The 26966-nt window shown below is 66.4% G+C and carries 25 protein-coding genes; 18 read left to right on the top strand and 7 right to left on the bottom strand.

Features of this window, described 5'->3' with window-relative positions; translation table 11 throughout:
- Nucleotides 1-13: 13 nt before the first annotated feature.
- From ACIP21_RS16925 to ydcS, 4 genes are all read right to left on the bottom strand, one after another.
- Nucleotides 14-820, bottom strand: coding sequence for an ABC transporter permease (locus ACIP21_RS16925; RefSeq protein ID WP_400689647.1), 807 nt, complete (start codon nucleotides 818-820; stop codon nucleotides 14-16).
- Nucleotides 810-1712, bottom strand: a complete 903-nt coding sequence (locus ACIP21_RS16920) for an ABC transporter permease (RefSeq protein ID WP_400689644.1) — start codon at nucleotides 1710-1712, stop codon at nucleotides 810-812. Before ACIP21_RS16920 ends, ACIP21_RS16925 begins: the two co-directional genes overlap by 11 nt.
- A 1-nt stretch (nucleotide 1713) precedes the next feature.
- On the bottom strand, nucleotides 1714-2754 hold the full coding sequence (locus tag ACIP21_RS16915) for an ABC transporter ATP-binding protein (protein ID WP_400689641.1): 1041 nt from the start codon (nucleotides 2752-2754) through the stop codon (nucleotides 1714-1716).
- Between the two features lie 131 nt (nucleotides 2755-2885).
- Complete coding sequence (gene ydcS / locus ACIP21_RS16910; protein ID WP_400689638.1) at nucleotides 2886-4037, bottom strand: putative ABC transporter substrate-binding protein YdcS; 1152 nt, start codon at nucleotides 4035-4037, stop codon at nucleotides 2886-2888.
- A 216-nt stretch (nucleotides 4038-4253) separates the two neighbouring features.
- On the opposite strand from ydcS, the gene ACIP21_RS16905 reads away from it, so the two are divergent.
- From ACIP21_RS16905 to ACIP21_RS16835, 15 genes are all read left to right on the top strand, one after another.
- A complete protein-coding gene (locus ACIP21_RS16905; RefSeq protein WP_400689635.1) occupies nucleotides 4254-4943 on the top strand; it encodes a tellurite resistance TerB family protein in 690 nt (229 codons plus the stop codon).
- A gap of 138 nt (nucleotides 4944-5081) precedes the next feature.
- The gene (locus tag ACIP21_RS16900; protein WP_400689632.1) at nucleotides 5082-6704 is read left to right on the top strand and encodes a methyl-accepting chemotaxis protein; all 1623 of its coding nucleotides are present in this window, start codon (nucleotides 5082-5084) and stop codon (nucleotides 6702-6704) included.
- A 5-nt stretch (nucleotides 6705-6709) separates the two neighbouring features.
- Nucleotides 6710-7210, top strand: coding sequence for a chemotaxis protein CheW (locus ACIP21_RS16895; RefSeq protein ID WP_400689629.1), 501 nt, complete (start codon nucleotides 6710-6712; stop codon nucleotides 7208-7210).
- On the top strand, nucleotides 7207-8454 hold the full coding sequence (locus tag ACIP21_RS16890) for a CheR family methyltransferase (protein WP_400689626.1): 1248 nt from the start codon (nucleotides 7207-7209) through the stop codon (nucleotides 8452-8454). The genes ACIP21_RS16895 and ACIP21_RS16890 overlap by 4 nt, the downstream gene beginning before the upstream one ends.
- Nucleotides 8451-9116, top strand: coding sequence for a chemotaxis protein CheW (locus ACIP21_RS16885; protein ID WP_400689624.1), 666 nt, complete (start codon nucleotides 8451-8453; stop codon nucleotides 9114-9116). The genes ACIP21_RS16890 and ACIP21_RS16885 overlap by 4 nt, the downstream gene beginning before the upstream one ends.
- Complete coding sequence (locus ACIP21_RS16880) at nucleotides 9113-11392, top strand: hybrid sensor histidine kinase/response regulator (RefSeq protein ID WP_400689621.1); 2280 nt, start codon at nucleotides 9113-9115, stop codon at nucleotides 11390-11392. Before ACIP21_RS16885 ends, ACIP21_RS16880 begins: the two co-directional genes overlap by 4 nt.
- Nucleotides 11389-12405, top strand: coding sequence for a chemotaxis response regulator protein-glutamate methylesterase (locus ACIP21_RS16875; protein WP_400689619.1), 1017 nt, complete (start codon nucleotides 11389-11391; stop codon nucleotides 12403-12405). Before ACIP21_RS16880 ends, ACIP21_RS16875 begins: the two co-directional genes overlap by 4 nt.
- A 51-nt stretch (nucleotides 12406-12456) precedes the next feature.
- On the top strand, nucleotides 12457-13461 hold the full coding sequence (gene wspR, locus ACIP21_RS16870; protein WP_400689617.1) for a Wsp signal transduction system regulator diguanylate cyclase WspR: 1005 nt from the start codon (nucleotides 12457-12459) through the stop codon (nucleotides 13459-13461).
- 92 nt (nucleotides 13462-13553) lie between these two features.
- Nucleotides 13554-14649 (top strand): peptide chain release factor 2 gene (gene prfB / locus ACIP21_RS16865; protein ID WP_400689614.1). Its coding sequence is split into 2 segments (ribosomal slippage): nucleotides 13554-13625 and nucleotides 13627-14649, totalling 1095 coding nucleotides; the frame shifts between segments, so codons are not numbered across the junction.
- 93 nt (nucleotides 14650-14742) lie between these two features.
- A complete protein-coding gene (gene lysS / locus ACIP21_RS16860) occupies nucleotides 14743-16245 on the top strand; it encodes a lysine--tRNA ligase (protein ID WP_012270790.1) in 1503 nt (500 codons plus the stop codon).
- Nucleotides 16246-16525: 280 nt separating this feature from the next.
- The gene (locus ACIP21_RS16855) at nucleotides 16526-17230 is read left to right on the top strand and encodes a TetR/AcrR family transcriptional regulator (RefSeq protein ID WP_400690220.1); all 705 of its coding nucleotides are present in this window, start codon (nucleotides 16526-16528) and stop codon (nucleotides 17228-17230) included.
- A 29-nt stretch (nucleotides 17231-17259) separates the two neighbouring features.
- Complete coding sequence (locus tag ACIP21_RS16850; protein WP_400689612.1) at nucleotides 17260-17808, top strand: hypothetical protein; 549 nt, start codon at nucleotides 17260-17262, stop codon at nucleotides 17806-17808.
- 135 nt (nucleotides 17809-17943) lie between these two features.
- Nucleotides 17944-19221 carry a flavohemoglobin expression-modulating QEGLA motif protein gene (locus ACIP21_RS16845; protein ID WP_400689609.1) on the top strand — a complete coding sequence of 426 codons (1278 nt, stop codon included), beginning with the start codon at nucleotides 17944-17946 and terminating at the stop codon, nucleotides 19219-19221.
- Nucleotides 19193-20116 (top strand): alpha/beta hydrolase, encoded by a 924-nt coding sequence (locus ACIP21_RS16840; protein ID WP_400689606.1) that lies wholly within the window; start codon nucleotides 19193-19195, stop codon nucleotides 20114-20116. The genes ACIP21_RS16845 and ACIP21_RS16840 overlap by 29 nt, the downstream gene beginning before the upstream one ends.
- Nucleotides 20113-20439 (top strand): hypothetical protein, encoded by a 327-nt coding sequence (locus tag ACIP21_RS16835; RefSeq protein ID WP_400689603.1) that lies wholly within the window; start codon nucleotides 20113-20115, stop codon nucleotides 20437-20439. The genes ACIP21_RS16840 and ACIP21_RS16835 overlap by 4 nt, the downstream gene beginning before the upstream one ends.
- 163 nt (nucleotides 20440-20602) lie before the next feature.
- Here the strand turns inward: ACIP21_RS16835 and ACIP21_RS16830 are convergent, their stop codons facing one another.
- The 3 genes from ACIP21_RS16830 to ACIP21_RS16820 all read right to left on the bottom strand — a co-directional run bounded on the left by ACIP21_RS16830 (nucleotide 20603) and on the right by ACIP21_RS16820 (nucleotide 22480).
- A complete protein-coding gene (locus tag ACIP21_RS16830) occupies nucleotides 20603-21394 on the bottom strand; it encodes an OmpA family protein (protein ID WP_400689601.1) in 792 nt (263 codons plus the stop codon).
- A 50-nt stretch (nucleotides 21395-21444) separates the two neighbouring features.
- Complete coding sequence (locus ACIP21_RS16825; protein WP_400689598.1) at nucleotides 21445-21858, bottom strand: DUF4398 domain-containing protein; 414 nt, start codon at nucleotides 21856-21858, stop codon at nucleotides 21445-21447.
- Nucleotides 21859-22135: 277 nt separating this feature from the next.
- Nucleotides 22136-22480, bottom strand: coding sequence for a pilin assembly protein (locus tag ACIP21_RS16820; RefSeq protein WP_400689595.1), 345 nt, complete (start codon nucleotides 22478-22480; stop codon nucleotides 22136-22138).
- Nucleotides 22481-22648: 168 nt separating this feature from the next.
- Between ACIP21_RS16820 and ppc the strand changes: the two genes are divergently transcribed.
- The 3 genes from ppc (at nucleotide 22649) to tsaB (ending at nucleotide 26947) form a co-directional block, all read left to right on the top strand.
- Nucleotides 22649-25276, top strand: coding sequence for a phosphoenolpyruvate carboxylase (ppc, locus tag ACIP21_RS16815; RefSeq protein WP_400689593.1), 2628 nt, complete (start codon nucleotides 22649-22651; stop codon nucleotides 25274-25276).
- A gap of 257 nt (nucleotides 25277-25533) precedes the next feature.
- Complete coding sequence (gene adk / locus ACIP21_RS16810; RefSeq protein WP_060512611.1) at nucleotides 25534-26184, top strand: adenylate kinase; 651 nt, start codon at nucleotides 25534-25536, stop codon at nucleotides 26182-26184.
- Between the two features lie 88 nt (nucleotides 26185-26272).
- Entirely contained in the window at nucleotides 26273-26947 is a 675-nt protein-coding gene (gene tsaB, locus ACIP21_RS16805) for a tRNA (adenosine(37)-N6)-threonylcarbamoyltransferase complex dimerization subunit type 1 TsaB (protein ID WP_400689590.1), read from the top strand.
- Nucleotides 26948-26966 lie beyond the last annotated feature (19 nt).

The raw sequence follows: 26966 nt of genomic DNA, 5'->3' as shown, positions 1-26966 counted from the left end.
GGCTCCTTGTGGGTCATTTGCCGCTGCCCGCGACGCTTTCACCGCCCCGGGTCAGGTAGTAGGCGCCGAGGATCGGCAGCATGGTCACCAGCATCACCAGCATGGCGACCACGTTGGTCACCGGCACGTCGCGCGGGCGGCTGAGCTGGTTGAGCAGCCAGATCGGCAGGGTGCGCTCGTGGCCGGCGGTGAAGGTGGTGACGATGATCTCGTCGAACGACAGGGCGAAGGCCAGCATGCCGCCGGCCAGCAGCGCCGAGCCGAGGTTGGGCAGGATGATGTAGCGGAACGTCTGCCAGCCGTCGGCGCCCAGGTCCATCGACGCCTCGATCAGGCTCTGCGAAGTGCGCCGCAGGCGAGCGATGACGTTGTTGTAGACGATCACCACGCAGAACGTGGCGTGGCCGACGACGATGGTGAAGACCCCCGGCTCGATCCCCAGGGTCTTGAACGCCGAGAGCAGAGCGATGCCGGTGATGATGCCGGGCAGGGCGATCGGCAGGATCAGCATCAGCGAAATGCTCTCCTTGCCGAAAAAACTGCGCCGGTACAGCGCCGCCGAGGCCAGGGTGCCGAGCACCAGGGCGATCAGCGTGGCCAGGCAGGCGACCTGCAGCGACAGCTTGATGGCGTCGAGCACGTCGGCGCGGGCGAAGGCCACGGCGAACCAGTTCAAGGTGAAGCCCTTGGGCGGGAAGCTGAACGCGGCGTCCTCGGTGTTGAAGGCGTAGAGCACGATGATCAGGATCGGAAAGTGCAGGAACACCAGCCCGCCCCAGGCAGCCAGGCGCAGCCCCACGGACGCTCGTTCAGAGTGCATCGAAAGCCCCCAGGCGCTTGACGATGGACAGGTACACGGCAATCAGCACGATCGGCACCAGGGTGAACGCTGCCGCCATGGGCATGTTGCCGATCGCCCCCTGTTGGGCATAGACCATGCTGCCGATGAAATAGCCCGGCGGGCCGACCAGCTGCGGCACGATGAAGTCGCCCAGGGTCAGCGAGAAGGTGAAGATCGAACCGGCGGCGATACCCGGGATCGACAGCGGCAGGATCACCTGCATGAACGTTTGCCCGGGCCGCGCGCCGAGGTCGGCCGAGGCCTGCAGCAGTGACGGCGGCAGGCGCTCCAGCGCGGCCTGGATCGGCAGGATCATGAACGGCAGCCAGATGTACACGAACACCAGGAAGCGCCCCAGGTGCGAGGTCGACAGCGTGCTGCCTCCCACCCCGGGCACGGCCAGCAGCGCTTGCAGCAGGGCGTCCAGGTGCAATTGCTGGATGAACCACTGGGCCACGCCACCCTTGGCCAGCAGCAGGGTCCAGGCGTAGGTCTTGACGATGTAGCTGGCCCACATCGGCATCATCACCGCGATGTAGAAGAACGCCTTGGTCTTGCCTTGGGTGTAGCGCGCCATGTAGTAGGCGATGGGGAACGCCAGCACCGCGCTGGCCAGCGACACCGCCACGGCCATGGCCAGGGTGCGCAGGATGATGTCGAAGTTGGACGGGTTGAACAGCGCGACGAAGTTGCCCAGGGTCAGGTCCGGGGTCACCGCCATGGTGAAGTCGTCGAAGGTGTAGAAGCCTTGCCACAGCAGGTTCAGCAGCGAGCCCAGGTAGATCGCGCCGAACCAGGTCAGCGGCGGGATCAGCAACAACGCCAGGTACAGGTTGGGGCGCCGGTACAGCAGGTTGGACAGGCCGCGCATGTCAGCGGCCCTCGTCCAGCACGGTTTCCTGCAGCGCCGTCATCGCCTCCCGTGGCCAGTGCAGTTGCACCTGCTGGCCCGCCTGCCAGGGCAGGGGCTGGTCCTGCCAGCGGTCGTTGGCGTGGCTCACGGCCAGCAACTGGCCGCTGGGTAGCTGCACTTCGTAGCGGGTGGCGCTGCCCTGGTACTGGATGTCGCGCAACTGGCCTGCTATCTGCACGTCCTGGCCTGGCACGGCAGCGCCCGCCAGGCGGATATGCTCGGGGCGGATGGAGAAGGGCGAGCGCTGGCCACTGAGTTGCTCGGCCAGCGCGCCGCGGATCACGTTGGAGGTGCCGACGAACTCGGCGACGAAGGTGGTGGCTGGCTTCATGTAGAGGTTGCGCGGCGAGTCGACCTGTTCGATGCGGCCGCGGTTGAACACCGCCACCCGGTCGGACATCGACAGGGCCTCGGTCTGGTCGTGGGTGACGAAGATGAAGGTGATGCCCAGCTGGCGTTGCAGCTTCTTCAGCTCGCCTTGCATCTGCTCGCGCAGCTTCAGGTCGAGGGCGCCCAGCGGCTCGTCGAGCAGCAGCACCCGTGGCCGGTTGACCAGGGCGCGGGCCAGGGCCACGCGCTGGCGCTGGCCGCCGGACAACTGCGCCGGCTTGCGGTCGCCGTAGCCGGCCAGGGCGACCATGGCCAGGGCTTCCTCGGCACGGGCCAGGCGTTCGGCCTTGGCCACGCCCTTGACCTTGAGGCCATAGGCGATGTTGTCGCGCACGTTCATGTGCGGGAACAGGGCGTAGTCCTGGAACACCGTGTTGACGTCGCGCTGATAGGGCGGCACGCCGGCGGCCTCGATGCCGTGGATGCGGATCGAGCCGCTACTTGGCTGCTCGAAACCGGCGATCAGGCGCAGGCAGGTGGTCTTGCCCGAGCCCGAGGGGCCGAGCATGGAGAAGAACTCGCCATCGATGATGTCGATGCTGACCTGGTCGACGGCCTTGACCTCGCCGAAGGTGCGGGAAACCTGGGTGAACTGGACGGCTAGGGGCATGTGTGGGCTCCTGGGGACTTCTTTCTCCTGTGCCGGCCTCTTCGCGGGTAAACCCGCTCCCACAGGGGCTGCGCCGATCCCTGTGGGAGCGGGCTTGCCCGCGAAGGGGCCCTGACAGGCATGAACCGACCTCAGCGCCCACCCATGATCGCGATGTAGTCCTGGGTCCAGCGGCTGTACGGCACGAACTTGCCGCCCGCGGCCTGCGGGGTCTTCCAGAAGGCGATCTTGTCGAAGTTGTCGAAGCCGTTGGTCTTGCACCCCTCGGCCCCCAGCAGCTCACTGCCGGTGCAGGCCGCCGGCACCGCTGGCAGCGAGCCGAACCAGGCCGCCACATCGCCCTGCACCTTGGGCTGCAGCGACCAGTCCATCCACTTGTAGGCGCAGTTGGGGTGCTTGGCCTCGCTGTGCAGCATGGTGGTGTCGGCCCAGCCGGTGGCGCCTTCCTTGGGTATGGTCGAGGCCACCGGCTGCTTGTCGGCCTTCAGGCCGTTGACCATGTAGCCCCAGGAACTGGAGGCGACCACGCCTTCGTTCTTCACGTCGCTCATCTGCACCGTGGCGTCATGCCAGTAGCGGTGCACCAGCGGATGCTGCTGGCGCAGCAGGTCGAGCACGGCCTTGTACTGCGCTTCGGTCAGCGCGTAGGGGTCTTCGATGGCCAGTTCGGGCTTGGCTGACTTGAGGTACAGCGCCGCATCGGCGATGTAGATCGGCCCGTCGTAGGCCTGCACGCGGCCCTTGTTCGGCTTGCCGTCGGGCAGGTTCTGCGGCTCGAACACCACGCTCCAGCTGGTTGGCGGCTGCTTGAAGGTGTCGGTGTTGTACAGCAGCACGTTCGGGCCCCACTGGTACGGGGTGCCGTAGACCTGCTTGTCGACCACGTACCAGCTGCCGTTCTGCAGGCGTGGGTCGATGTTCTTCCAGTTGGGGATCAGGGCGGTATTGATCGGCTGCACGCGCTTGCCGACGATCAGCCGCAGCGAGGCGTCGCCGGAGGCGGTGACCAGGTCGTAGCCACCCTTGTTCATCAGGCTGACCATTTCGTCGGAGGTGGCGGCGGTCTTGACGTTGACCTTGCAGCCGGTGTCCTTCTCGAAGCCGCTGACCCAGTCATAGGCCTTGTCGCTTTCGCCACGCTCGATGTAGCCGGGCCAGGCGACGATATCCAGCTGGCCCTCGCCGGCGCCCAGCGCCTTGGGCAATTCGGCGGCCTGCAAGCCGGCGCTGGCCAGCAATGCGCCGGTCACGGCGCCGAGCAAGGTGGTCTTGTGCACTGACATGGTGTTCCCTCTTATTGGCGATCTTGGTCGGGGCAGTCATCCAGCAAGCAGTGAAGCAATCGTTATAAGCGTAGTGCGCGTGTGCAGGTATTGGCGATGTCGAGTCTAGTTGGCTTTTGACCTGCCAATGCAACATCCGGAAGCAAATCCGCGAGTGGCTGACTTGCCGGCAAGGCTTACGCTGGGCATTCCTTTCCCTACCGTGGAGACATGCGCATGAACACCCGGGGCCTGCTCGACCAGTTGCTCAAATCCGGCCAGGAACTGCTGAACAGACAGTCCTCCGCCAATGGCAAGCCCGGCGGCGGCGCGGGTGGCCTGGGTGGCCTGCTTTCCGGCGCCGGCGGAGGGGCATTGGCGGCAGGGGCCATGGGCCTGTTGCTGGGCAACAAGAAGGCACGCAAGTACGGTGGCAAGGTGCTCACCTACGGTGGCCTCGCCGCGCTCGGCGTGCTGGCCTACAAGGCCTATGGCAACTGGCAGGCGCGCCAGGGCGCAGGGCAGGGCGGCGAGCCGCAGACCCTCGACCGCCTGCCGCCGGCCCAGGCCGAGCAGCACAGCCAGGCGGTGCTGCGGGCCCTGGTGGCGGCAGCCAAGTCCGATGGCCATATCGATGACCGCGAGCGGGCCCTGATCGAGGGCGAGTTCACGCGCCTGGACAGCGACCGCACGCTGCAGCACTGGCTGCACGACGAGCTGAACAAGCCGCTGGACCCGGCCGAAGTCGCCCGCGCCGCGCAAACCCCTGAGATGGCCGCCGAGATGTACCTGGCCAGCGTGATGATGGTCGACCAGGAAAACTTCATGGAGCGCGCCTATCTCGACGAACTGGCCCGCCAGTTACGCCTCGACCCGGCCCTGCGCCAGGAACTGGAAACCCAGGTGCGGCTTGCTGCCCAGCAATGAATGCCTGGATGCATGGCAAATGGCCCATCCACCAGGGAAATAGGCCTGAATAACTCGCATATCAGCCGCAAAGCTGTAGGAAGCCTGGGCTATACTCCGACGATTTTCCCGCTCGTAGTGAATTCCTGAGGGCTGAATGTGAAGAACTGGACCTTGCGCCAACGGATCCTGGCAAGTTTCGCCGTGATCATCGCCATCATGCTGCTGATGATCGTGGCGGCCTACTCAAGGCTGGTGACGATCGAAAGCGCCGAGGAAGCGGTGGGCACCGACAGCATTCCAGGGGTCTACTACAGCTCGATGATCCGCAGTGCCTGGGTCGACAGCTACGTCACCAGCCAGCAGCTGGTGGGGCTGTCCGGCCACCGCGAGATCACCTCGGCCGACATGGAGCTGTTCAAGAGCTTCGACGACCGCCTCAAGCAGCACATGGCCAGCTACCAGGCGACCATCCAGGACAAGGACGACCAAAGCAGTTTCGACACCTTCGTCAAGCTCGAAGAGCACTACACCGGGCTGGTGGACAAGGTGCTCGATGCCTACCGCCAGCACCAGTACGGTGAAGCCGAGCGGCTGATCGGCGAAGAGCTCACGCCCGCCTGGGTCGAAGGGCGCAAGCACCTGAACACGGTGATCGAGCGCAACCGCGAAGCCGCCGACGCCGCCACCCACGAGATCGTCAACGCGGTGAATACCGCCAAGGGCAGCATGATGGTTTCGCTGCTGCTGGCCATCGTCGCCGCCGGCATCTGCGGCCTGCTGCTGATGCGCGCCATCACCGCACCGGTCCAGCGCGTGGTGCATGCCCTCGACAAGCTGCGTTCGGGTGACCTGAGCATGCGCCTGAGCCTGGACCGCAAGGACGAGTTCGGCGCCATCGAAAGCGGCTTCAACGAGATGGCCGAGGCCCTGGCCAACCTGGTGGCCCAGGCCCAGCGCTCGTCGGTGCAGGTGACCACCTCGGTGACGGAAATCGCCGCCACTTCCAAGCAGCAGCAGGCCACCGCCACCGAAACCGCCGCCACCACCACCGAGATCGGCGCCACCTCGCGGGAAATCGCTGCCACCTCGCGTGACCTGGTGCGCACCATGACCGAGGTCACCAGTGCCGCCGACCAGGCGTCGAGCCTCGCCGGCTCCGGCCAGCAAGGCCTGGCGCGGATGGAGGAGACCATGCACCAGGTGATGGGCGCCGCCGACCTGGTCAACGCCAAGCTGGGCATCCTCAACGAGAAGGCCAGCAACATCACCCAGATGGTGGTGACCATCGTCAAGGTCGCCGACCAGACCAACCTGCTCTCGCTCAACGCCGCCATCGAGGCGGAAAAGGCCGGCGAATACGGCCGCGGCTTCGCCGTGGTCGCCACCGAAGTGCGGCGCCTGGCCGACCAGACCGCCGTGGCCACCTACGACATCGAGCAGATGGTGCGGGAAATCCAGTCGGCGGTGTCGGCCGGGGTCATGGGCATGGACAAGTTCTCCGAGGAAGTGCGCCGTGGCATGTTCGAAGTGCAGCAGGTGGGCGAGCAACTGAGCCAGATCATCCACCAGGTGCAGGCACTGGCGCCGCGGGTGCTGATGGTCAACGAGGGCATGCAGGCCCAGGCCACCGGCGCCGAGCAGATCAACCAGGCCCTGGCCCAGCTCAGCGATGCCAGCACCCAGACCGTCGAATCGCTGCGCCAGGCCAGCTTCGCCATCGACGAGCTGAGCCAGGTGGCCGCCGGCCTGCGCGGTGGTGTATCGCGCTTCAAAGTCTGACCGGGATGAACAACCAGCCCCTCCAGACGCCCGTGGTGGCCAGCGCCAAGGGCACGCTGTACCTGCAGTTTCGCCTCAACCGGCAACGCTTCGCCCTCGACGTGCGTGAGGTGATCGAAGTGCTGCCGCGCCGGCCGCTGAAGCCGATTGCCCAGGCACCGGCCTGGGTCGCCGGCATCCTGCCCCACCGCGGGGTGCTGGTGCCGGTGGTCGACCTGTCGGCCTTGAGCTTTGCCCAGCCAGCGGCCGAGCGCACCAGCACGCGGCTGGTGCTGGTGCGCTACCGCACCGAGCATGTGCTGGGCCTGGTGCTCGAGCAAGCCACCGAGACCCTGCGCTGCGCGCCCGAGGAGTTCCAGCCGTATGGCCTGGACAACGGCGAGGCCCGCTACCTGGGGCCGGTGCGCGAGGATGCCCAGGGCCTGTTGCAGCGCATCGAGGTGGACGACCTGCTGCCCGCTGCCGTGCGCGAGCTGTTGTTTCCCGCAGGGCAGGTGATGGCATGAGCGAGCAACGCTTCTTCCGTTTTTTGCAGGAGCGCATCGGCCTGGATGTCGAGTCGGTCGGCGTGCCGATGGTCGAGCGTGCCCTGCGCCAGCGCTGTGCCGCGCTCGAGGCTGCGGACATGGACGACTACTGGGTGCGCCTGCAGCAGTCGGCGGATGAGCAACTGGCGCTGATCGAGGCGGTGATCGTCCCGGAGACCTGGTTCTTCCGTTACCCCGAATCGTTCACCGCGCTGGCCGGGCTGGCCCACAAGCGCCTGGCCGAACTGGCCGGCGAGCGGCCCCTGCGCTTGCTCAGCCTGCCGAGTTCCACCGGCGAGGAGCCCTATTCCATGGCCATGGCCCTGCTCGATGCCGGCATCGCCCCCACGGCGTTCCACATCGACGGCATCGACATCAGCCCCAGCTCGGTGGCCAAGGGCGAGCAGGCGCTGTACGGGCGCAACTCGTTCCGCGGCAGCGACCTGGCGTTTCGCGAGCGCCACTTCCATGCGCTCGACGAGGGCCATGTGCTGGATGCGCGGGTACGCCAGCGGGTGAGCCTGCACGTGGGCAATGTGCTCGACCCGGCCCTGGCCAGGCGCAATGGCCAGTACGATTTCGTGTTTTGCCGCAACCTGCTGATCTACTTCGATGTAACGACCCAGCAGCGCGTGTTCGAGGTGCTCAAGGGCCTGGCCCATGCCCAGGGCGTGCTGTTCATCGGCCCTGCCGAGGGTAGCCTGCTGGCGCGTCTGGGCATGCGCCCATTGGGCATCGCCCAGTCGTTTGCCTATGTCCGCCAGCCCGAGGGGCCGCCGCCCGTGGCGCCCGCTCGTGCGCTGGGCAGCAGGCCGGCTCCGGCGCAGCCGGTCAGGCCCGCGCCAGCAGCACCGCGTGCTTTGCGCACAGCGGTAGCGACGCTGCCGGGCAGCGAACCTGCGGAAAGCGAAAGCGAACTGCTCGCCAGCATCGCCCGCCAGGCCAACGCCGGCGACAGCGCCCAGGCACGTGCCAGTTGCCAGCGTTACCTGCGCCAGTTCACGCCCAAAGCCCAGGTGTATTACTGGCTGGGCTTGCTCAGCGATACCGAGGGCGATGCCCGGCAAGCCCTGACCCATTACCGCAAGGCCCTGTACCTGGAGCCCCAGCACCCCGAGGCGCTGCTGCACCTGGCGACCTTGCTGGCCGCCCAGGGCGACGACGTGGGGGCCCGGCGCCTGCAGGAACGGGCAGCGCGTGCTGGCCGGGAGTCTGAACGATGAAAGTGGAACAGGCGATCGAGTTGCTCGCCGACAACGATGAGCGCATCGACGATTGCTGGAACCGCATCGGCGTGCACGGCGACAAGCAGTGCCCGCTGCTGGAGCGGCACATTCACTGCCGCAACTGCGAAGTCTACGCGGCGGCGGCCACGCGCCTGCTCGACCGCTACGCCCTGGTCGAGGCCAGTGATGCGCTCCAGGCCGCACCGGCCGAGACCAGCGCTGGGCGCTCGCTGCTGTTGTTCCGCCTGGGCGAGGAATGGCTGGCGCTGGCCACCGCCAGCCTGGCCGAGATCGCCCCTGTGCAGGCGGTGCATTCGCTGCCACACCAGCGTTCGCGAGTGTTGCAAGGGGTGGCCAATGTACGCGGCGCGCTGGTGCCGTGCTTGTCGTTGGGCGACTTGCTGGGCGTGGATCAGCAGCCGCAACAGGCACGCAGCGGTCGGGCGATGCCGCGCATGCTGATCCTGGCGGCCGAGGGCGGCCCGGTGGTGATGACGGTGGACGAGGTCGACGGCATCCATCGCCTCGACGCCACGCTGCCGGGCGCTGGCGAAGATGCCGCGCCGTTCACCGCTGCGGTGCTGCAGTGGCGCGGGCGCAGTGTGCGCGTACTGGACGATCACCATTTACTGTCTGCCGTGCAGCGGAGCCTGTCATGACCCCTGAGCAAATGCGCGACGCATCGTTGCTCGAACTGTTCGGCCTGGAGGCCGAGGCGCAGACCCAGGTGCTAAGCACCGGGCTGATGGCGCTGGAGCGTAACCCGACCCAGGCCGACCAGCTGGAGGCCTGCATGCGTGCGGCCCACTCGCTCAAGGGGGCGGCGCGGATCGTCGGCATCGACGCCGGGGTCAGTGTCGCCCATGTGATGGAGGACTGCCTGGTGGCGGCCCAGGAGGGTCGGCTGCTGCTGCGTGGCGAGCATATCGACGCGCTGCTGCGCGGCACCGACCTGCTGCTGCACATCGCCACGCCCGGCGACCCCAATGGCGAAGCGGCGGTGCCGGGTTTCCTGGCCCACATGGCCGGCCTGCTCGACCCCGGCGCAACGCCGCTGCCTGCCCCCGTGCCCGCTGCGCCGCCAGCACCGCCGGCAACGCCTGTGGTCGAGCCCGAGTTGGCCATGGCGGAGCCCGAAGCACTGCCCGCCGCGCTGCGCAAGCCTGGCAAGCGCGGCGGTGAAGGCAGCGAGCGGGTGCTGCGGGTCACCGCCGATCGCCTCAACAGCCTGCTCGACCTGTCGAGCAAATCGCTGGTCGAGACCCAGCGCCTGAAGCCTTACCTGGCCACCTTGCAGCGCCTCAAGCGCATGCACGGCCAGGGCATGCGCGCCCTGGATGGCCTGAAGACCCAGCTCGAAGGCAGCGGCCAGGACAGCGAAGTGCTCGAGGCCCTGGCCCAGACCCAGCGCTTGCTGGCCGAGACCCAGCAGATCCTGCAGCAGCAGGCTACCGACCTCGACGAATTCGGCTGGCAAGCCAGCCAGCGCGCGCAGCTGCTCTACGACACCGCGCTGGCCTGCCGCATGCGCCCGTTCGCCGATGTGCTCAGCGGCCAGGTCCGCATGGTCCGTGACCTGGGCCGCTCGCTGGGCAAGCAGGTGCGCCTGCTGGTCGAGGGCGACAAGACCCAGGTCGACCGCGACGTGCTGGAAAAGCTCGAAGCGCCACTGACCCACCTGCTGCGCAATGCCGTCGACCATGGCATCGAGTCGCCCGAGCGGCGCCTGCTGGCGGGCAAGCCGGAGGAGGGCACCCTGCGTTTGCGCGCCTCGCACCAGGCCGGGATGCTGGTGCTGGAGCTCACCGATGATGGCGCCGGCATCGACCTGCCGCGCTTGCAGCGCAGCATCGTCGAACGCGGCCTGTCGCCGGCCGAGACCGTGGCGCAGATGAGCGAGGCGGAGCTGCTGACCTTCCTGTTCCTGCCAGGCTTCAGCCTGCGCGACAAGGTGACCGAGGTGTCCGGCCGGGGCGTTGGCCTGGACGCGGTGCAGCACATGGTGCGCGACCTGCGCGGAGCGATCGAGCTGACCCAGGTCGCCGGCCAGGGGTGTCGCTTCCACCTGGAGGTGCCGCTGACCCTGTCGGTGGTGCGCAGCCTGGTGGTGGAGGTCGGCAACGAGGCCTACGCTTTCCCGCTGGCACATATCGAACGCACCCTGGACGTGGCCGCCGAGGACATCGTGCAGATCGAGGGCCGCCAGCATTTCTGGCACGAGGGCCGGCACATCGGCCTGGTGGCGGCCAGCCAGTTGCTCGACCGGCCAACTGCCGGGGGCGAGGAAAGCAGCCTGCGGGTGGTGGTGATCCGTGAGCGCGAACAGCTCTATGGCGTGGCGGTGGAGCGATTGGTCGGCGAACGGGTGCTGGTGGTGATGCCGCTGGACCCGCGCCTGGGCAAGGTCCAGGACATTTCCTCCGGCGCGCTGCTCGATGACGGCACGGTGGTGTTGATCATCGATGTCGAGGACCTGCTGCGTTCCGTGGAAAAGCTGCTCAGCACTGGCCGCCTGGAGCGAATCGAGCGTGGCGGCCAGGGAGGGCGCGGGGTCAGTCGCAAGCGCGTGCTGGTGGTCGACGATTCGCTGACCGTGCGTGAGCTGCAGCGCAAGCTGCTGAGCAACCGCGGCTACGACGTGGCGGTGGCGGTGGATGGCATGGACGGCTGGAACGCCCTGCGCGGCGAGGACTTCGACCTGCTGATCACCGACATCGACATGCCGCGCATGGACGGCATCGAGCTGGTCACCCTGGTGCGTCGCGATCAGCGGATGCAGTCGTTGCCGGTGATGGTGGTGTCGTACAAGGACCGCGAAGAAGATCGCCGACGTGGCCTGGACGCCGGCGCCGACTACTATTTGGCAAAAGCCAGCTTCCACGACGATGCGTTGCTGGATGCCGTGGTCGAACTGATCGGAGGGGCTCAGGGATGAAGATCGCGATCGTCAACGATATGCCCATGGCGGTAGAGGCGCTGCGCCGGGCGCTGGCGTTCGAGCCGGCGCACCAGGTGATCTGGGTGGCCGGCAATGGTGCCGATGCCGTGCGCAAGAGCGCCGAAGACACCCCGGACCTGATCCTCATGGACCTGATCATGCCGGTGATGGACGGCGTCGAGGCGACCCGGCGGATCATGGCCGAAAGCCCCTGCGCCATCGTCATCGTCACCGTCGACCGCAAGCAGAACGTGCACCGGGTGTTCGAGGCCATGGGCCACGGTGCCCTGGATGTGGTCGACACCCCGGCGCTGGGCGCCGGCGATGCGCGCGAGGCGGCGGCGCCGCTGCTGCGCAAGATCCTCAACATCAGCTGGCTGATCGGTCAGCAGCGTCCCGGGGCCAGCAAGGCGACCGTCGCCGCGCCGCTGCGTGAAGCGTCCCAGCGCAGCGGCCTGGTGGCCATCGGCTCGTCGGCGGGCGGGCCGGCGGCGCTGGAGGTATTGCTCAAGGGCCTGCCGCGGGGCTTTGCCGCGTCGATCGTGCTGGTCCAGCATGTCGACCAGGTGTTCGCCGCCGGCATGGCCGAATGGCTCGCCAGCGCCAGCGGGCTGCCGGTGCGCCTGGCCCGCGAAGGCGAGCCGCCCCAGCCCGGGCAGGTGCTGCTGGCCGGCACCAACCACCATATCCGCCTGCTGCAGAACGGCCAGCTGGCCTACACCGCCGAGCCGGTCAACGAAATCTACCGCCCCTCGATCGATGTGTTCTTCGAGAGCGTGGCGCGCTACTGGAGCGGCGAGGCGGTGGGCGTGTTGCTCACCGGCATGGGCCGCGACGGCGCCCAGGGCCTCAAACTCATGCGCCAGCAAGGCTTCCTGACCATCGCGCAGGACCAGCAGAGCAGCGCTGTCTACGGTATGCCCAAGGCCGCCGCAGCCATCGACGCAGCGGTGGAAATCCGCCCGCTGGAGCGAATTGCCGGGCGCTTGCTGGAAATCTTTGCCAAATGACGATATGTATTGAATCGCGCCGCGCGGGCGGCAGTGATCAGGTGAATTCGAATGACTGATCTACCGATCGAAGGCTTTGCGACCCCCAACGAAAACTCGGCGATGGTCCTGCTGGTCGACGACCAGGCGATGATCGGCGAAGCGGTGCGGCGTGGCCTGGCCCACGAGGACAACATCGACTTCCACTTCTGCGCCGACCCGCACCAGGCGGTGGCCCAGGCCATGCGCATCAAGCCCACGGTCATCCTCCAGGACCTGATCATGCCCGGCCTGGACGGCCTGACCCTGGTGCGCGAGTACCGCAACAACCCGGCCACCCAGGACATCCCGATCATCGTCCTGTCGACCAAGGAAGACCCGCTGGTCAAGAGCGCCGCCTTCGCCGCCGGGGCCAACGACTACCTGGTCAAGCTGCCCGACACCATCGAACTGGTGGCGCGCATCCGCTACCACTCGCGCTCCTACCTGACCCTGCTGCAGCGCGACGAGGCCTACCGCGCCCTGCGCGTGAGCCAGCAGCAGTTGCTCGACACCAACCTGATGCTGCAGCGGCTGATGAACTCCGACGGCCTCACCGGGCTGTCCAACCGCCGCCACTTCGACGAATACCTGGAGCTGGAATGGCGCCGGGCAATGCGCGAACAGCAGCAACTGTCGCTGCTGATGATCGATGTCGACTACTTCAAGGCCTACAACGACAGCTTCGGCCACCTGGCCGGCGACGAGGCCCTGCGCCAGGTCGCCGAAGCCATCCGCGGCTCCTGTGCGCGGCCCACCGACCTGCCGGCGCGCTATGGCGGCGAGGAGTTCGCCCTGGTCCTGCCCAACACCTCCCCGGGCGGGGCGCGGCTGGTGGCGGAGAAGCTGCGCCAGACCATCCTCGGCCTGAACATTCCACACACCGCGCCCCAGGCCGATTCGCACCTGACCGTGAGCATCGGCCTGGCGACCCTGACCCCGGCGATCGGCAGCCACTGCCGGCAGCTGATTTCGGCGGCGGACAAGGGCCTGTACCTGGCCAAGAACAACGGCCGCAACCAGGTCGGTAGCGCCTGAGGCGGGGGCGGCTGCCCAACGGGCTGCCGCTGTTCCAAGGATGGGTTATACTCGCGGGCTTTTCACCGAATTCGCACGAGAGCTGCCCGCCCATGGAAATCCAACCGATCCTCAACACCATCAAGGACCTCACCGAGCGTTCCCAGTCCATTCGGGGGTATCTTTGACTACGATCACAAAGCTGATCGCCTGGTCGAAGTAAACCGCGAGCTGGAAGACGCCGCCGTCTGGAACAAGCCCGAGTACGCCCAGGCCCTGGGCCGCGAGCGCGCCATGCTGGCCCAGGTGGTCGAGACCCTGGACAAGATGGCCAACGGCCTGAGCGACTGCAAGGACCTGCTCGACATGGCCGTCGAGGAAGGTGACGAAGGTGCTGTCAGCGATGTCGAGACCGAGCTGCAGGCCCTGGAAGAATCCCTGGCCCAGCTTGAGTTCCGTCGCATGTTCAGCGGCGAGATGGACATGAACAACGCCTACCTGGACATCCAGGCCGGCTCCGGCGGCACCGAGGCCCAGGACTGGGCCAACATCCTGCTGCGCATGTACCTGCGCTGGGCCGACAAGCGCGGCTTCGACGCCACCATCATCGAGCTGTCCGAGGGCGAGGTCGCCGGCATCAAGGGCGCCACCGTGCACATCAAGGGCGAGTACGCCTTCGGCTGGCTGCGTACCGAAATCGGCGTGCACCGCCTGGTGCGCAAGAGCCCGTTCGACTCCGGCGCCCGTCGCCACACGTCGTTCTCGGCGGTGTTCGTGTCCCCCGAGATCGACGACAAGGTCGAGATCGAGATCAACCCGTCCGACCTGCGCATCGACACCTACCGCTCCTCCGGTGCCGGTGGTCAGCACGTCAACACCACCGACTCCGCGGTGCGTATCACCCACGTGCCGACCAACACCGTGGTGGCCTGCCAGAACGAACGTTCCCAGCACGCCAACAAGGACACCGCCATGAAAATGCTGCGGGCCAAGTTGTACGAGCTGGAGATGCAGAAGCGCAACGCCGCCTCGCAGGCGCTGGAAGACAGCAAGTCGGACATCGGCTGGGGCCACCAGATCCGCTCCTACGTGCTCGACGACTCGCGCATCAAGGACCTGCGGACCGGCGTCGAGCGCAGCGACTGCAACAAGGTGCTGGACGGCGACATCGACCAGTACCTGGAAGCGAGCCTCAAGCAGGGCCTGTAAGCCGTACACCACCGCCGCGCTACCCGGCCAGCCGCCGGTAGCGCGCGCCCTGCCCGGAACGGGCAACGAATACCTGATGGAAAGAATGACGACATGAGCGACCTGAAGACCGAATCGCAAGACCTGCAACAGGAAGAAAACGCCCTGATCGCCCTGCGCAAGGAAAAACTTGCCGCAGAGCGCGCCAAGGGCAACGCCTTCCCCAACGACTTCCGTCGCGACAGCTACTGCAACGACCTGCAGAAGCAGTACGCGGACAAGACCAAGGAAGAGCTGGAAGCAGCCGCGATCCCGGTCAAGGTTGCCGGTCGCATCATGCTCAACCGTGGCTCGTTCATGGTCATCCAGGACATGACCGGGCGCATCCAGGTCTACGTCAACCGCAAGACCCTGCCGGAAGAAACCCTGGCCGCGGTCAAGACCTGGGACCTGGGCGACATCATCAGCGCCGAAGGCACCCTGGCACGTTCCGGCAAGGGCGACCTGTACGTCGAAATGACCAACGTGCGCCTGCTGACCAAGTCGCTGCGCCCGCTGCCGGACAAGCACCACGGCCTGACCGATACCGAGCAGCGCTACCGCCAGCGCTACGTCGACCTGATGGTCAACGAGGAAACCCGCCACACCTTCCGCGTGCGTTCCCAGGTGATCTCGCACATCCGCAAGTTCCTCATCGAGCGCGACTTCCTCGAAGTCGAGACGCCGATGCTGCAGACCATCCCGGGCGGTGCCGCGGCCAAGCCGTTCGAAACCCACCACAACGCCCTGGACATGGCCATGTTCCTGCGCATCGCGCCGGAGCTGTACCTCAAGCGCCTGGTTGTCGGTGGCTTCGAGAAAGTGTTCGAGATCAACCGCAACTTCCGTAACGAAGGCGTGTCGACCCGTCACAACCCTGAATTCACCATGCTCGAGTTCTACCAGGCCTACGCCGACTACCGCGACAACATGGACCTCACCGAGGAACTGTTCCGCGAGCTGGCGCAGCTGGTGCTGGGCAGCACCGACGTGCCGTACGGCGACAAGGTGTTCCACTTCGGCGAACCGTTCGTGCGCCTGTCGGTGTTCGACTCGATCCTCAAGTACAACCCGGAACTGACCGCCGCCGACCTGCAGGACGTCGACCGCGCCCGCGACATCGCCAAGAAGGCCGGTGCCAAGGTGCTCGGCCACGAAGGCCTGGGCAAGCTGCAGGTGATGATTTTCGAAGAGCTGGTCGAGCACAAGCTGGAGCAGCCGCACTTCATCACCGAGTACCCGTTCGAAGTCTCGCCGCTGGCCCGTCGCAACGACGACAACCCGGCCGTTACCGACCGTTTCGAGCTGTTCATCGGTGGCCGCGAGATCGCCAACGCCTACTCCGAGCTCAACGATGCCGAAGACCAGGCCGAGCGCTTCCTGGCCCAGGTGGCCGAGAAGGACGCCGGTGACGACGAAGCCATGCACTACGACGCCGACTTCGTCCGCGCCCTGGAATACGGCATGCCGCCGACCGCCGGTGAAGGCATCGGCATCGACCGCCTGGTGATGCTGCTGACCAACTCGCCGTCGATCCGCGACGTGATCCTGTTCCCGCACATGCGTCCACAGGCCTGAGTGAAATGATCAAGCCGCCTTTCGAGGCGGCTTTTTCTTGCCTGTACACTTGTATTGGCTGTACCGGCCCTTTCGCGGGTAAACCCGCTCCCACAGGGATTTGCACATGTGGTGAATTCTCTGCTCCCACAGGGATTTGCACATGTGGTGAATTCTCTGGTCTCACAGGATCTGCACCGATCCTGAGGGCTGTGGTGAACCCTGTGGGAGCGGGTTTACCCGCGAAAGGGCCGGCACTGACAACCCCCTGTTTGTGAGGTACCGCCCCGTGACACCCGCAATCGCCCAACAAGGCGCCGCCGGCATCGCCACCGCCGTCGCCGAAAGCGTGCAGTACCAGGGTCGCAAGACCGCCCGTCAAGGCAGCGAGCAGCGCCGCCAGCTGATCCTCGACGCCGCCATGCGCATCATCGTGCGCGATGGCGTGCGTGGCGTGCGCCACCGTGCGGTGGCCGCCGAGGCCGGTGTGCCGCTGTCGGCCACCACCTACTACTTCAAGGACATCGAAGACCTGCTGACCGATACCTTCGCCCAGTACGTCGAGCGCAGCGCCGCCTACATGGCCAAGCTCTGGGCCAGCACCGAGGTGCTGCTGCGCGAGCTGCTGGCCAAGGATGACGGCAGCGTGGCGTCGCGGGCGCGCCTGGCGGACGCCATAGCCCACATCGTCGCCGACTATGTTTCGCGCCAGTTGCTGACCCGCCGCGACTTCATCATGGCCGAGCAGGCCTTCCGCCAGGAGGCGCTGCTGTGCCCGCGCCTGGCGGAGCTGGTCTGCGCCCATGAGCAGATTCTGCTGCACGGCGCACGTCACCTGCTGCAGGTGATGGGCTCGCAACAGCCGGAGCAGGACGCCCAGATGTTGACGGCGATTATCGTGCAGATGGAATATCAGGGCCTGCTCAAGGATGCCGACGCGCAAGCCGATGGGCAGATGCTCGCTATGCTTACCCGTTACCTGCACCTGGTGTTGGCATCGGCTTGAGCTGAGACCGAATTTTCAAGGAGAACCTGATGAAAGCCTGGCGTGTGGTGTTGTTGACCTTGTCATTCCTGCTGCTGGGCGGTTGTCTGGTGACCTTCCACGAACCGCTGCCGAGCAACCAGGCGGCACCCAAGGCCCTGCTCGGCAAGTGGAGCAGCAAGGACGCCTGGGGCGAACCGCTGAAGCTGACCATCAGCCGCAGCGGCGGCGATGCCTACAAGGCCGTGGCCACGGCCAAGGGCAAGGCGCCCGAGGAGTACACCTTCACCGTGTCGCGCCATGGCAACCGCTGGTACCTGTCGGCCGGCGTGCCCAAGCGCCAGGGTGGCAACTTCCTGATCGGTGGCTTCGACATCGTCGATGGCAAGGAACTGGTGCTCTACAACCTCGATGTCGAGCAGGTGCAGCAGGCGGTCGAACACAAGGAGCTGACCGGGCGCACGGTCCAGGTGCCGGAAGAAAACGGCGAAGGCGTGCTGATCGACAGCCCGCCGGCGCGGGTGCTGGCCTACCTGGATGACCCGGCCAATTCCGATCTGTTCGTCGAGGTGGCGCGCTTCCAGCGCAGCGGCAAATGACCGTGCTGGCCTCTTCGCGGCTGAAGCCGCTCCCACAGGTACAGCGGCAGGTCTGAAAACGGTGATGCCCCTGTGGGAGCGGCTTTAGCCGCGAAGAGGCCGGTACAGGTATCTTGTTCAAGAAAGGAGTCCCCGGTGGACGAATACCAGCAAACCATCCGCGCCCTGTCCGACCGCATCGTCGCGGCCCAGACCCCGATCCGGGTGCTGGACGCGGTGAAATGGGACGACAACATTCGCCAGGGCTTCCTCAAGGCCAAGGGCAAGGAGCCGCCCGCCGTCGACCGCGCCTATTACCAGGCCCGCGCCCTGGGCTTCGACTCCAGCGCGGTGAAGGCCGAGTTCCAGGGCATCGAGCGCGACATCATCCGCCAGCTCGGCCAGTTCAACCCGGTCGGGCAGATCATGAAGCGCATGTGCCGCGAGTACCGCATGGTGGTGCGCATGCTCGAAGCCCGCGGTACCGAGGACTTCGGCCTGATCTCCCAGGAGCTCTACGGCGCCGCCTCCGACGCCTTCCACGCCGGTGACCCGACCCTGGCCGACCTGGGCCTGATGCTCTCGGACTACCTGAACAACATCGACGGCCGCGGCGACCTCAAGGACGAGCCGAAGAACCTCACCGCCAAGGAGGCCGTGGACATCCTCCAGCGCCGCCTCAACAAGGTGTTCGGCGAGGCCGAGGAAACCATCCGCGTGTTCGAGTCCGATGGCATCGTCGCCGACGCCGCGGCCGGTGCCGACTACATCAAGGTGCGTGCCGACGCCATGTTCAACAGCCGCGACGTGCGCGCCCTGGAGGTGCACGAGGGGCTGGTGCACGTGGGCACCACGCTCAACGGCCTGAACCAGCCGATCTGCACCTTCCTGGCCAAGGGCCCGCCCTCGTCGACGGTGACCCAGGAAGGCCTGGCGATCCTCATGGAAGTGATCGCCTTCGCCTCCTACCCCAGCCGCCTGCGCAAGCTGACCAACCGCACCCGCGCCATCCACATGGTCGAGGAGGGCGCGGACTTCCTGCAGGTGTTCAACTTCTTCCGCGAGCAGGGCTTCGAAATGGCCCAGAGCTACAGCAACGCCAGCCGGGTGTTCCGCGGCTCGGTGCCCAATGGCCTGCCATTCACCAAGGACTTGTCCTACCTCAAGGGTTTCATCATGGTTTACAACTACATTCAGTTGGCCGTGAAGAAGGGCAAGCTCGAACAGATCCCGTTGCTGTTCTGCGGCAAGACCACCCTGGAAGACATGCGCACCCTGCGCCAGCTGGTCGAGGAGGGGCTGGTGGAGCCGCCCAAGTACCTGCCGGAACAGTTCCGCGACCTCAACGCGCTGTCGGCCTGGATGTGCTTCTCCAACTTCCTCAACCACCTGAGCCTGGATCGCATTGAAGCCGACTACGCGAACATTCTCTGAATGCTGTCGCCTGCTCGCCCTGGGCCTGGTGCTGCTGGGGCTGGTCGGTTGCAGCAGCCTGCTGTTCTACCCCGAGCCGGGCCAGGCGTTCACGCCGGAGCGGGCCAGGCTCGACTACCACGACCTCACCCTCACCACCGCCGACGGCGTGCGCCTGCATGGCTGGTGGCTGCCGGCCAAGGCCGGTGTCGCGGTCAAGGGCACGGTGCTGCACCTGCACGGCAACGGCGGCAACCTGCCGGGGCATCTGGGTGCCAGTTACTGGCTGCCGGAGCAGGGCTACCAGGTGCTGATGGTCGACTACCGTGGCTACGGTTTGTCCCAGGGTACGCCGACCTTGCCCGCGGTCTACCAGGACATCGACGCCGCCATGGCCTGGCTCGACAGCGCGCCCGAGGTCAAGGGCAAGCCCCTGGTACTGCTCGGCCAGAGCCTCGGCGGGGCAATGGCGATCCATTACCTGGCGGCCCACTCCGAGCAGCGCCAGCGTTTCAGCGCACTGGTGTTCGATGGCGTACCGGCCAGTTACCGTGCCGTTGGCCGCTATGCGCTGAGCACGTCATGGCTGACCTGGCCATTGCAGGTGCCGCTGTCGTGGCTGGTGCCCGACAGCGACAGCGCGATCCATTCGGTCGAGCAGTTGGGCAGCCCGCCGAAGCTGTTCTTCCACAGCATCGACGACGACCTGGTGCCCATGGACAGCGTCATCCGCCTCTACCAGCACGCGCCGCCGCCGCGGGTGCTGCAACTGACCCGAGGCGGCCACGTGCAGACCTTCGCCGACCCGCTGTGGCGCCAGGTGATGCTGCGCTTCCTCGAAGACCCGAGCCATTTCAACGGCCTGCGGCGGCTTGCCGAAGTGCCCAACTACCCCGATGAGAAGAACAAGCAATGAGTGAAGAACGCAACGCCATCCCCCTGATCCTGACCGGTGTCGGCAGCATCATCGTGACGGTGGGGGCCCTCTGGTACTACGGCTACCTGCATTTCGCCAAGCCCGAGGATGCGCTGTTGCTGCAGGAGTACACCATGCTCAAGACCATCCCCGGCGAGGACTACAAGGTTTCGCTGGACCCGGCGCCGCAGGTGGCCCAGTGCCTGGATGGCGTGCTGGTGCTGTTCGACACCGAGCAGAAGGGCCTGACCGGGGTGCTGGTCGACAGTCGCAAGCGCGCGGTGCGCTGCATGGGGGAAGAGACGCCGCAGCAGGTGCAGTGAGCCGAGCCCTCTACTATCTGCGCCGGCCCTTTCGCGGCTGAAGCCGCTCCTACGGGGCGTAAACCAGCCCCTGTGGGAGCGGCTTTAGCCGCGAAAGCGCCAGCACAGGCAAAAGAAAAGCCCCGCATCGATCGCGGGGCTTTGTCATTTCAGCCAATTGGCCTTACTGGCTGACCTGGCTCACCGAACGCGGCGCCACCGGCTGGTTGTCGTTGGAGATGGTCACCTCCACGCGGCGGTTCTGCGCCCGGCCCGAGTTGCTGCCGTTGTCGGCCACCGGGTACTCCTTGCCGTAGCCCTGGGAGACGATACGCGCCGGGTCGACGCCGGCCCGCACCAGGGCCATGCGCACGCTGTTGGCGCGGCGCTCGGACAGGGTCTGGTTGTAGTTGGCCGAGCCGACGCTGTCGGTGTAGCCCTCGACGATCACCTTGCGCTCAGGGTTTTCCTGGAGGAACTGCGCCAGCTGGGTGATGTTCGGGTAGGCGTTGCTCTTGAGGTTGGCCTTGTTGAAGTCGAACAGCACGTCACCGAAGGTCACCAAGGTGCCACGGTCGGTCTGCTTGGCGTTGAGGCTGTCCTGGAGCTTCTTGATCTGCGCGTCGCGGGCGTCCAGTTTGGCCTGGGCACGCTGGGCCGAAGCGTTTTTCAGCTCGTTTTCGGCACCGCGCAGGGCGATGGTCTGCTTGGCCACTTCGACCCGCTGGTTGGTCAGGTAGGCCAGCTGGTCGACCTTCTTGCTGTCTTCACGGTCCATGTAGGCCTTGTCGGCCTTGTTCAGCCAGTCCTGGGCGTCCTTGGTTTCAAGGGCCGCGACCTTGCTCGACTGCGGGTCGCTCTGCAGTGCCGAGAAGTTGGTGCGGGCCGACTCCAGGTTGGCGTTCGGGTCGTGGGAGCAGGCGGCGAGGCCGACGCTCAGGGCCAGCAGGGCGGGAATCATGACGTAGTTGCGCATAGTGTTCATCCTTTGATCGATTGCGAAGGCATGGGCGGGCGAGGCGGCGCTCATTCGGCGCTGCGCAGGCCTTCCTCACGTACGTCCTGAACGCCCTGGCGAGCGTCCTGCACGGCCTTCTGGGCCTTGGCTGCCTGGGCTTTGCGCTCGGCGACGCGGGCGTCCCATTCGGCCTGTTCGGCAAGAAGCTTCGCTTCGTCATACTTCTTGTCGTGCATGGCGATTTCGGCTTTCTTGAACTTGTCCTGGGCCGCTTTCATCTCCACCGCGGCAAACTCGGTACCGCCGGCGCTGACCGCGGAATTGACCGCGGACTGGGTGACGGCGTACTGCTCGGTGGGCGGGTTGCCTGCGCAGCCGGCCAGCACCAGGCTACTGCCCAGGGCCAGCGCGGCCAGCTTGAGCCCGCGCACAGGGAGGGACGAGGATTTCTCGGTGCGGGTGTTCATGGTGGTCAGCTCCATTGGATCACTCCTGATAACGTCGATGTCCGTAGCAGTCCATCGCTCAATCCCTGGCCTCTGCGGGCGCTTTCGCTCAACGGTGCGACACGGCAGGTGTGCAGGGTTTTAGCGTGATGGCTATTGGCTCGGACTTGGACGTTTTCTGAATAGTTCAGAAAAATTTGCCGACCTGGGGTAGCTATTTCTGACTAACCGGTCAGCGGTTTTTGCCTTGAACTTTCAGGCGCTGGCGGAGTATTCCGGGCCTGTTGCAGGCCCGGAACAGGGCTGTGGGCGCTCAGCTGGCGCTGTCGTCGCCGGTGTTGCTGAGGTCGTGCAGGTGGCGCCGCGACAGGGCCAGGAAGCGCGGAGTAGGGCCGATGTCCTCGAACAACGGGTCTCCTTCCTCATCGGTGGCGATCACCTTGCGGCCCTGCACGTACGGGAAGCTGGCTTCCAGCTCCTCGAGCGCGGCAGCGACCAGTTCGCCGAGCAGTTCTTCGGCGGTGCGCTTGGGGTACATGTCGATCAAAGCGGCCAGGCGCGCCTCGGACTCCAGGTCCAGGTGCAAGGCGTGGCCGGTAGGGCTCAGGGTGCCGGCGGCATTCTGTTCCCAGTGCTGGGCGAGTTCGCGGATTTTCATGGTGACCTCTGTCAACGCCTTCGTAGGCTGCATTGCATCGGACTGCGGTGTTTTCACTTTAGTTTGCTTTGCGCATCGTGGCTTGCCAGCACGCCTGTGCTGTGGGCACTCTTGGCCCGTGCTGTTTCCTGAGCAGGGCGCGGAGGAACCGCGCCGAAGAGAGGGCCAATGACCGATATCGACGTGCGCTTGCGTGAAGATGTACATGTGTTGGGGGAGTTGCTCGGCGAAACCATTCGCCAGCAGCACGGCGAGGCATTCCTGCAGAAGATCGAGGACATCCGCCACAGTGCCAAGGCCGACCGCCGCGGGCCGGGCGAACAGCTCAGCTCGACCCTGGCCGACCTGGCCGAGGACGACCTGCTGCCGGTGGCGCGAGCCTTCAACCAGTTCCTCAACCTGGCCAACATGGCCGAGCAGTACCAGCTGATTCGCCGCCGCGATGGCGAGCAGCCCGAGCCCTTCGAGGACCGGGTCTTGCCGGAGTTGCTGGCGCGCCTCAAGCAGGCCGGGCACAAGGACGACGCCCTGGCCCGGCAGCTGGCCAAGCTCGATATCCAGCTGGTGCTGACCGCGCATCCCACCGAAGTGGCGCGGCGTACCTTGATCCAGAAGTACGACGCCATCGCCGGCCAGTTGGCCGTGCAGGACCACCGCGACCTGACAACCGCCGAGCGCCAGCAGGTGCGCGAGCGCCTGCGCCGGCTGATCGCCGAGGCCTGGCACACCGAAGAGATCCGCCGCACCCGGCCGACCCCGGTGGACGAGGCCAAATGGGGCTTCGCGGTGATCGAGCATTCGCTATGGCACGCCATCCCCAGCCACCTGCGCAAGGTCGACGCGGCGCTGTTCGAGGCCACCGGCCTGCGCCTGCCGCTGGAGGCCGCGCCGATCCGCTTCGCCTCGTGGATGGGCGGCGACCGTGACGGCAACCCCAACGTCACCGCTGCGGTCACCCGTGAAGTGCTGCTGCTGGCGCGCTGGATGGCGGCCGACCTGTTCCTGCGTGATGTCGATGGGCTGGCCGCCGAGCTCTCCATGCAACAGGCCAGCAGCGCGCTGCGCGAACGGGTTGGCGACAGTGCCGAACCTTATCGCGCACTGCTCAAGCTGCTGCGCGAGCGCCTGCGTGCCACCCGCGCCTGGGCCCAGGCGTCGCTGGCTGGCCCGCAGCCGGCCAGCGCCGAAGTGCTGGTCGACAACCGCGACCTGATCGCCCCGCTGGAGCTGTGCTATCAGTCGCTGCACGCATGCGGCATGGGCGTGATCGCCGATGGCCCGTTGCTCGACAGCCTGCGCCGGGCGGTGACGTTCGGCCTGTTCCTCGGCCGCCTGGACGTGCGCCAGGATGCCGCCCGGCACCGCGATGCCCTGGCCGAGATCACCGATTACCTGGGCCTTGGCAGCTATGCCGACTGGGATGAGGCGCGCCGCATCGAGTTCCTCCAGGCGGAACTGAAGAACCGCCGGCCGTTGTTGCCGGCGCACTTCAAGCCCCAGGCCGACACCGCCGAAGTGCTTGCCACCTGCCGCGAGATCGCTGCAGCCCCCGGCGCGTCGCTGGGTTCGTACGTGATCTCCATGGCCGGTGCGGCCTCCGATGTGCTGGCGGTGCAACTGCTGCTCAAGGAAGCCGGCCTGACCCGGCCGATGCGCGTGGTGCCGCTGTTCGAGACTTTGGCCGACCTGGACAACGCGGGCCCGGTGATGGAGCGCCTGCTCGGCCTGCCAGGCTACCGCGCCGGCCTGCGCGGCCCGCAGGAAGTGATGATCGGTTATTCCGACTCGGCCAAGGACGCCGGTACCACGGCGGCCGCCTGGGCCCAGTACCGTGCCCAGGAGAACCTGGTGCGCATCTGCCGCGAGCACCAGGTCGAGCTGCTGCTGTTCCATGGCCGTGGCGGCACCGTCGGCCGCGGCGGCGGCCCGGCCCACGCGGCAATCCTGTCGCAGCCGCCGGGTTCGGTGGCGGGGCGGTTCCGCACCACTGAACAGGGCGAGATGATCCGCTTCAAGTTCGGCCTGCCGGGGATCGCCGAGCAGAACCTCAACCTGTACCTGGCCGCCGTGCTCGAAGCCACCCTGCTGCCGCCGCCACCGCCAGAGCCGGCCTGGCGCGAAGTGATGGACCAGCTCGCGGCCGACGGCCTGAAGGCCTATCGCGGCGTGGTGCGGGAAAACCCGGACTTCGTCGAGTACTTCCGCCAGTCCACCCCGGAGCAGGAGTTGGGCCGCCTGCCGCTGGGCAGCCGCCCGGCCAAGCGCCGCGCCGGCGGCATAGAAAGCCTGCGGGCGATCCCGTGGATCTTCGGCTGGACCCAGACGCGCCTGATGCTGCCCGCCTGGCTGGGCTGGGAAACCGCCCTGGGCAACGCCCTGGCACGTGGCCAAGGCGGGCTGCTGGGGCAGATGCGCGAGCAATGGCCGTTCTTCCGCACCCGTATCGACATGCTCGAGATGGTGCTGGCCAAGGCCGATGCGGAAATCGCCAAGGCCTACGACGAACGTCTGGTGCAACCGGGCTTGCTTCCCCTGGGTGCGCATCTGCGCGACCTATTGTCGCAGTCGTGCCAGGTGGTGCTGAGCCTGACCGGGCAACCGGTGCTACTGGCGCACAGCCCCGAGACCCTGGAATTCATCAGCCTGCGCAACACCTACCTGGACCCGCTGCACCGCCTGCAGGCCGAATTGCTGGCCCGATCGCGCAGCCGCGAAGCCGCTCTGGACAGCCCGTTGGAGCAGGCCTTGCTGGTGACCGTAGCGGGCATTGCCGCCGGCCTGCGCAACACCGGTTGAGGCCCGCAGGCACTGCAGCGGATTGCTAGCAGGGAATGGGCCAGAACAGGGCGAAAAGGGTGGTTGCGCCGGGCGCAACCCCCTGCGCCCCTGGCAACAAATGGCGCAATACTGCAACTTTGGGACGCTTGTCTGGCTGCCGGGCGCTGTGTATCTTGAGCAGCCTTCTGACCAATTTATGGTCATACCCGATTTTCCGGACTTGGCCCTGGTCGCCGAATCCATTGAATTTCATAAAAAAATTTGAGGAGCACGAGATGCGCGTAATTCTGCTGGGAGCTCCCGGGGCCGGTAAAGGTACTCAGGCAAAGTTCATCACCGAAAAGTTCGGTATTCCCCAGATTTCCACCGGTGACATGCTGCGTGCCGCCGTCAAGGCAGGCACCCCGCTGGGCCTGGAACTGAAGAAAGTCATGGATGCCGGCCAGCTGGTTTCCGACGATCTGATCATCAGCCTGGTCAAGGAGCGCATCGCCCAGCCGGACTGCGCCAACGGCTGCCTGTTCGACGGCTTCCCGCGCACCATCCCGCAGGCTGAAGCCATGGTCGCCGCTGGTGTCGACATCGACGCGGTGGTCGAAATCGCCGTCGACGACGAAGAAATCGTTGGCCGCATGGCCGGTCGCCGCGTGCACCTGGCCTCGGGCCGCACCTACCACATCCAGTACAACCCGCCGAAAGTGGAAGGCAAGGACGATGTCACCGGCGAAGACCTGATCCAGCGCGACGACGACAAGGAAGAGACCGTGCGTCATCGCCTGTCGGTCTACCACAGCCAGACCAAGCCGCTGGTGGACTTCTACCAGAAGCTGTCGGCCGCCAACGCCGGCAAGCCGAAGTACAGCCACATCGAAGGTGTCGGCTCGGTCGAGTCGATCACCGCCAAGGTGCTGGCAGCCCTGAGCTGATCCGCAGACCTTGTGTCACGACGGCCCGCTTGCGGGCCGTTGTCGTTTATACTGCCGCTCTTTCCCCTCGCACCTGGATACCCGTTCGATGACCACCCTGCTGGCCCTGGATACCGCCACCGAAGCCTGTTCCGTCGCGCTGCTGCATGACGGCAAGGTAACCAGCCATTACGAGGTGATCCCGCGCATGCACGCGCAGAAGCTGCTGCCGATGATCAAGCAGCTGCTGGCGGACTCCGGTGTAGCGCTCAATGCCCTGGATGCCATCGCCTTTGGCCGTGGCCCCGGCGCGTTCACCGGCGTGCGCATCGCCATTGGCGTGGTCCAGGGCCTGGCCTTCGCCCTCGAACGCCCGGTGCTGCCGGTGTCCAACCTGGCTGCGCTGGCCCAGGGCGCACTGCGCGAGCAGGGCGTGCAGCAGGTGGCCGCCGCCATCGACGCGCGCATGGACGAGGTGTACTGGGGCTGCTACAAGGCCGAGGCTGGCGAAATGCGCCTGCAGGGCCTGGAGGCGGTGCTGCCGCCAGAGCGCGTGGCCTTGCCCGAAGGCAGCAGCGGCGACTGGTTCGGTGCCGGCACCGGCTGGGGCTATGCCGAACGCCTGGCGGTGCAGGCCAGCGCCAGCAACCCGGCGGCACTGCCCAATGCCCTGGATATCCTCAGCCTGGCCACGTTTGCCTGGGCACGCGGCGAGGCAATCGTCGCCGAACAGGCGCAACCGGTTTATTTGCGCGATAATGTAGCTACGCCCAAGGCGCGCTGAGTGTTGTTCGTCGGTTATT

The organism is Pseudomonas sp. NPDC089401, from assembly GCF_044749485.1.
Classification (GTDB): Bacteria; Pseudomonadota; Gammaproteobacteria; order Pseudomonadales; family Pseudomonadaceae; genus Aquipseudomonas.
This window is presented reverse-complemented; position numbering and strand designations above follow the sequence as displayed.

What these genes read in the sequence shown, in the direction of transcription:
- ACIP21_RS16915 (WP_400689641.1), bottom strand. Translation starts at nt 2,754, where the DNA reads ATGCCCCTAGCCGTCCAGTTCACCCAGGTTTCCCGCACCTTCGGCGAG.
- ACIP21_RS16835 (WP_400689603.1), top strand. Translation starts at nt 20,113, where the DNA reads ATGAGTGAAGAACGCAACGCCATCCCCCTGATCCTGACCGGTGTCGGC.
- ACIP21_RS16850 (WP_400689612.1), top strand. Translation starts at nt 17,260, where the DNA reads ATGAAAGCCTGGCGTGTGGTGTTGTTGACCTTGTCATTCCTGCTGCTG.
- ACIP21_RS16905 (WP_400689635.1), top strand. Translation starts at nt 4,254, where the DNA reads ATGAACACCCGGGGCCTGCTCGACCAGTTGCTCAAATCCGGCCAGGAA.
- adk (WP_060512611.1), top strand. Translation starts at nt 25,534, where the DNA reads ATGCGCGTAATTCTGCTGGGAGCTCCCGGGGCCGGTAAAGGTACTCAG.
- ACIP21_RS16880 (WP_400689621.1), top strand. Translation starts at nt 9,113, where the DNA reads ATGACCCCTGAGCAAATGCGCGACGCATCGTTGCTCGAACTGTTCGGC.
- ACIP21_RS16830 (WP_400689601.1), bottom strand. Translation starts at nt 21,394, where the DNA reads ATGCGCAACTACGTCATGATTCCCGCCCTGCTGGCCCTGAGCGTCGGC.
- ACIP21_RS16820 (WP_400689595.1), bottom strand. Translation starts at nt 22,480, where the DNA reads ATGAAAATCCGCGAACTCGCCCAGCACTGGGAACAGAATGCCGCCGGC.
- wspR (WP_400689617.1), top strand. Translation starts at nt 12,457, where the DNA reads ATGACTGATCTACCGATCGAAGGCTTTGCGACCCCCAACGAAAACTCG.
- ACIP21_RS16920 (WP_400689644.1), bottom strand. Translation starts at nt 1,712, where the DNA reads ATGCGCGGCCTGTCCAACCTGCTGTACCGGCGCCCCAACCTGTACCTG.
- lysS (WP_012270790.1), top strand. Translation starts at nt 14,743, where the DNA reads ATGAGCGACCTGAAGACCGAATCGCAAGACCTGCAACAGGAAGAAAAC.
- ACIP21_RS16895 (WP_400689629.1), top strand. Translation starts at nt 6,710, where the DNA reads ATGAACAACCAGCCCCTCCAGACGCCCGTGGTGGCCAGCGCCAAGGGC.
- ACIP21_RS16875 (WP_400689619.1), top strand. Translation starts at nt 11,389, where the DNA reads ATGAAGATCGCGATCGTCAACGATATGCCCATGGCGGTAGAGGCGCTG.
- tsaB (WP_400689590.1), top strand. Translation starts at nt 26,273, where the DNA reads ATGACCACCCTGCTGGCCCTGGATACCGCCACCGAAGCCTGTTCCGTC.
- ppc (WP_400689593.1), top strand. Translation starts at nt 22,649, where the DNA reads ATGACCGATATCGACGTGCGCTTGCGTGAAGATGTACATGTGTTGGGG.
- ACIP21_RS16890 (WP_400689626.1), top strand. Translation starts at nt 7,207, where the DNA reads ATGAGCGAGCAACGCTTCTTCCGTTTTTTGCAGGAGCGCATCGGCCTG.
- ydcS (WP_400689638.1), bottom strand. Translation starts at nt 4,037, where the DNA reads ATGTCAGTGCACAAGACCACCTTGCTCGGCGCCGTGACCGGCGCATTG.
- ACIP21_RS16885 (WP_400689624.1), top strand. Translation starts at nt 8,451, where the DNA reads ATGAAAGTGGAACAGGCGATCGAGTTGCTCGCCGACAACGATGAGCGC.
- ACIP21_RS16825 (WP_400689598.1), bottom strand. Translation starts at nt 21,858, where the DNA reads ATGGAGCTGACCACCATGAACACCCGCACCGAGAAATCCTCGTCCCTC.
- ACIP21_RS16925 (WP_400689647.1), bottom strand. Translation starts at nt 820, where the DNA reads ATGCACTCTGAACGAGCGTCCGTGGGGCTGCGCCTGGCTGCCTGGGGC.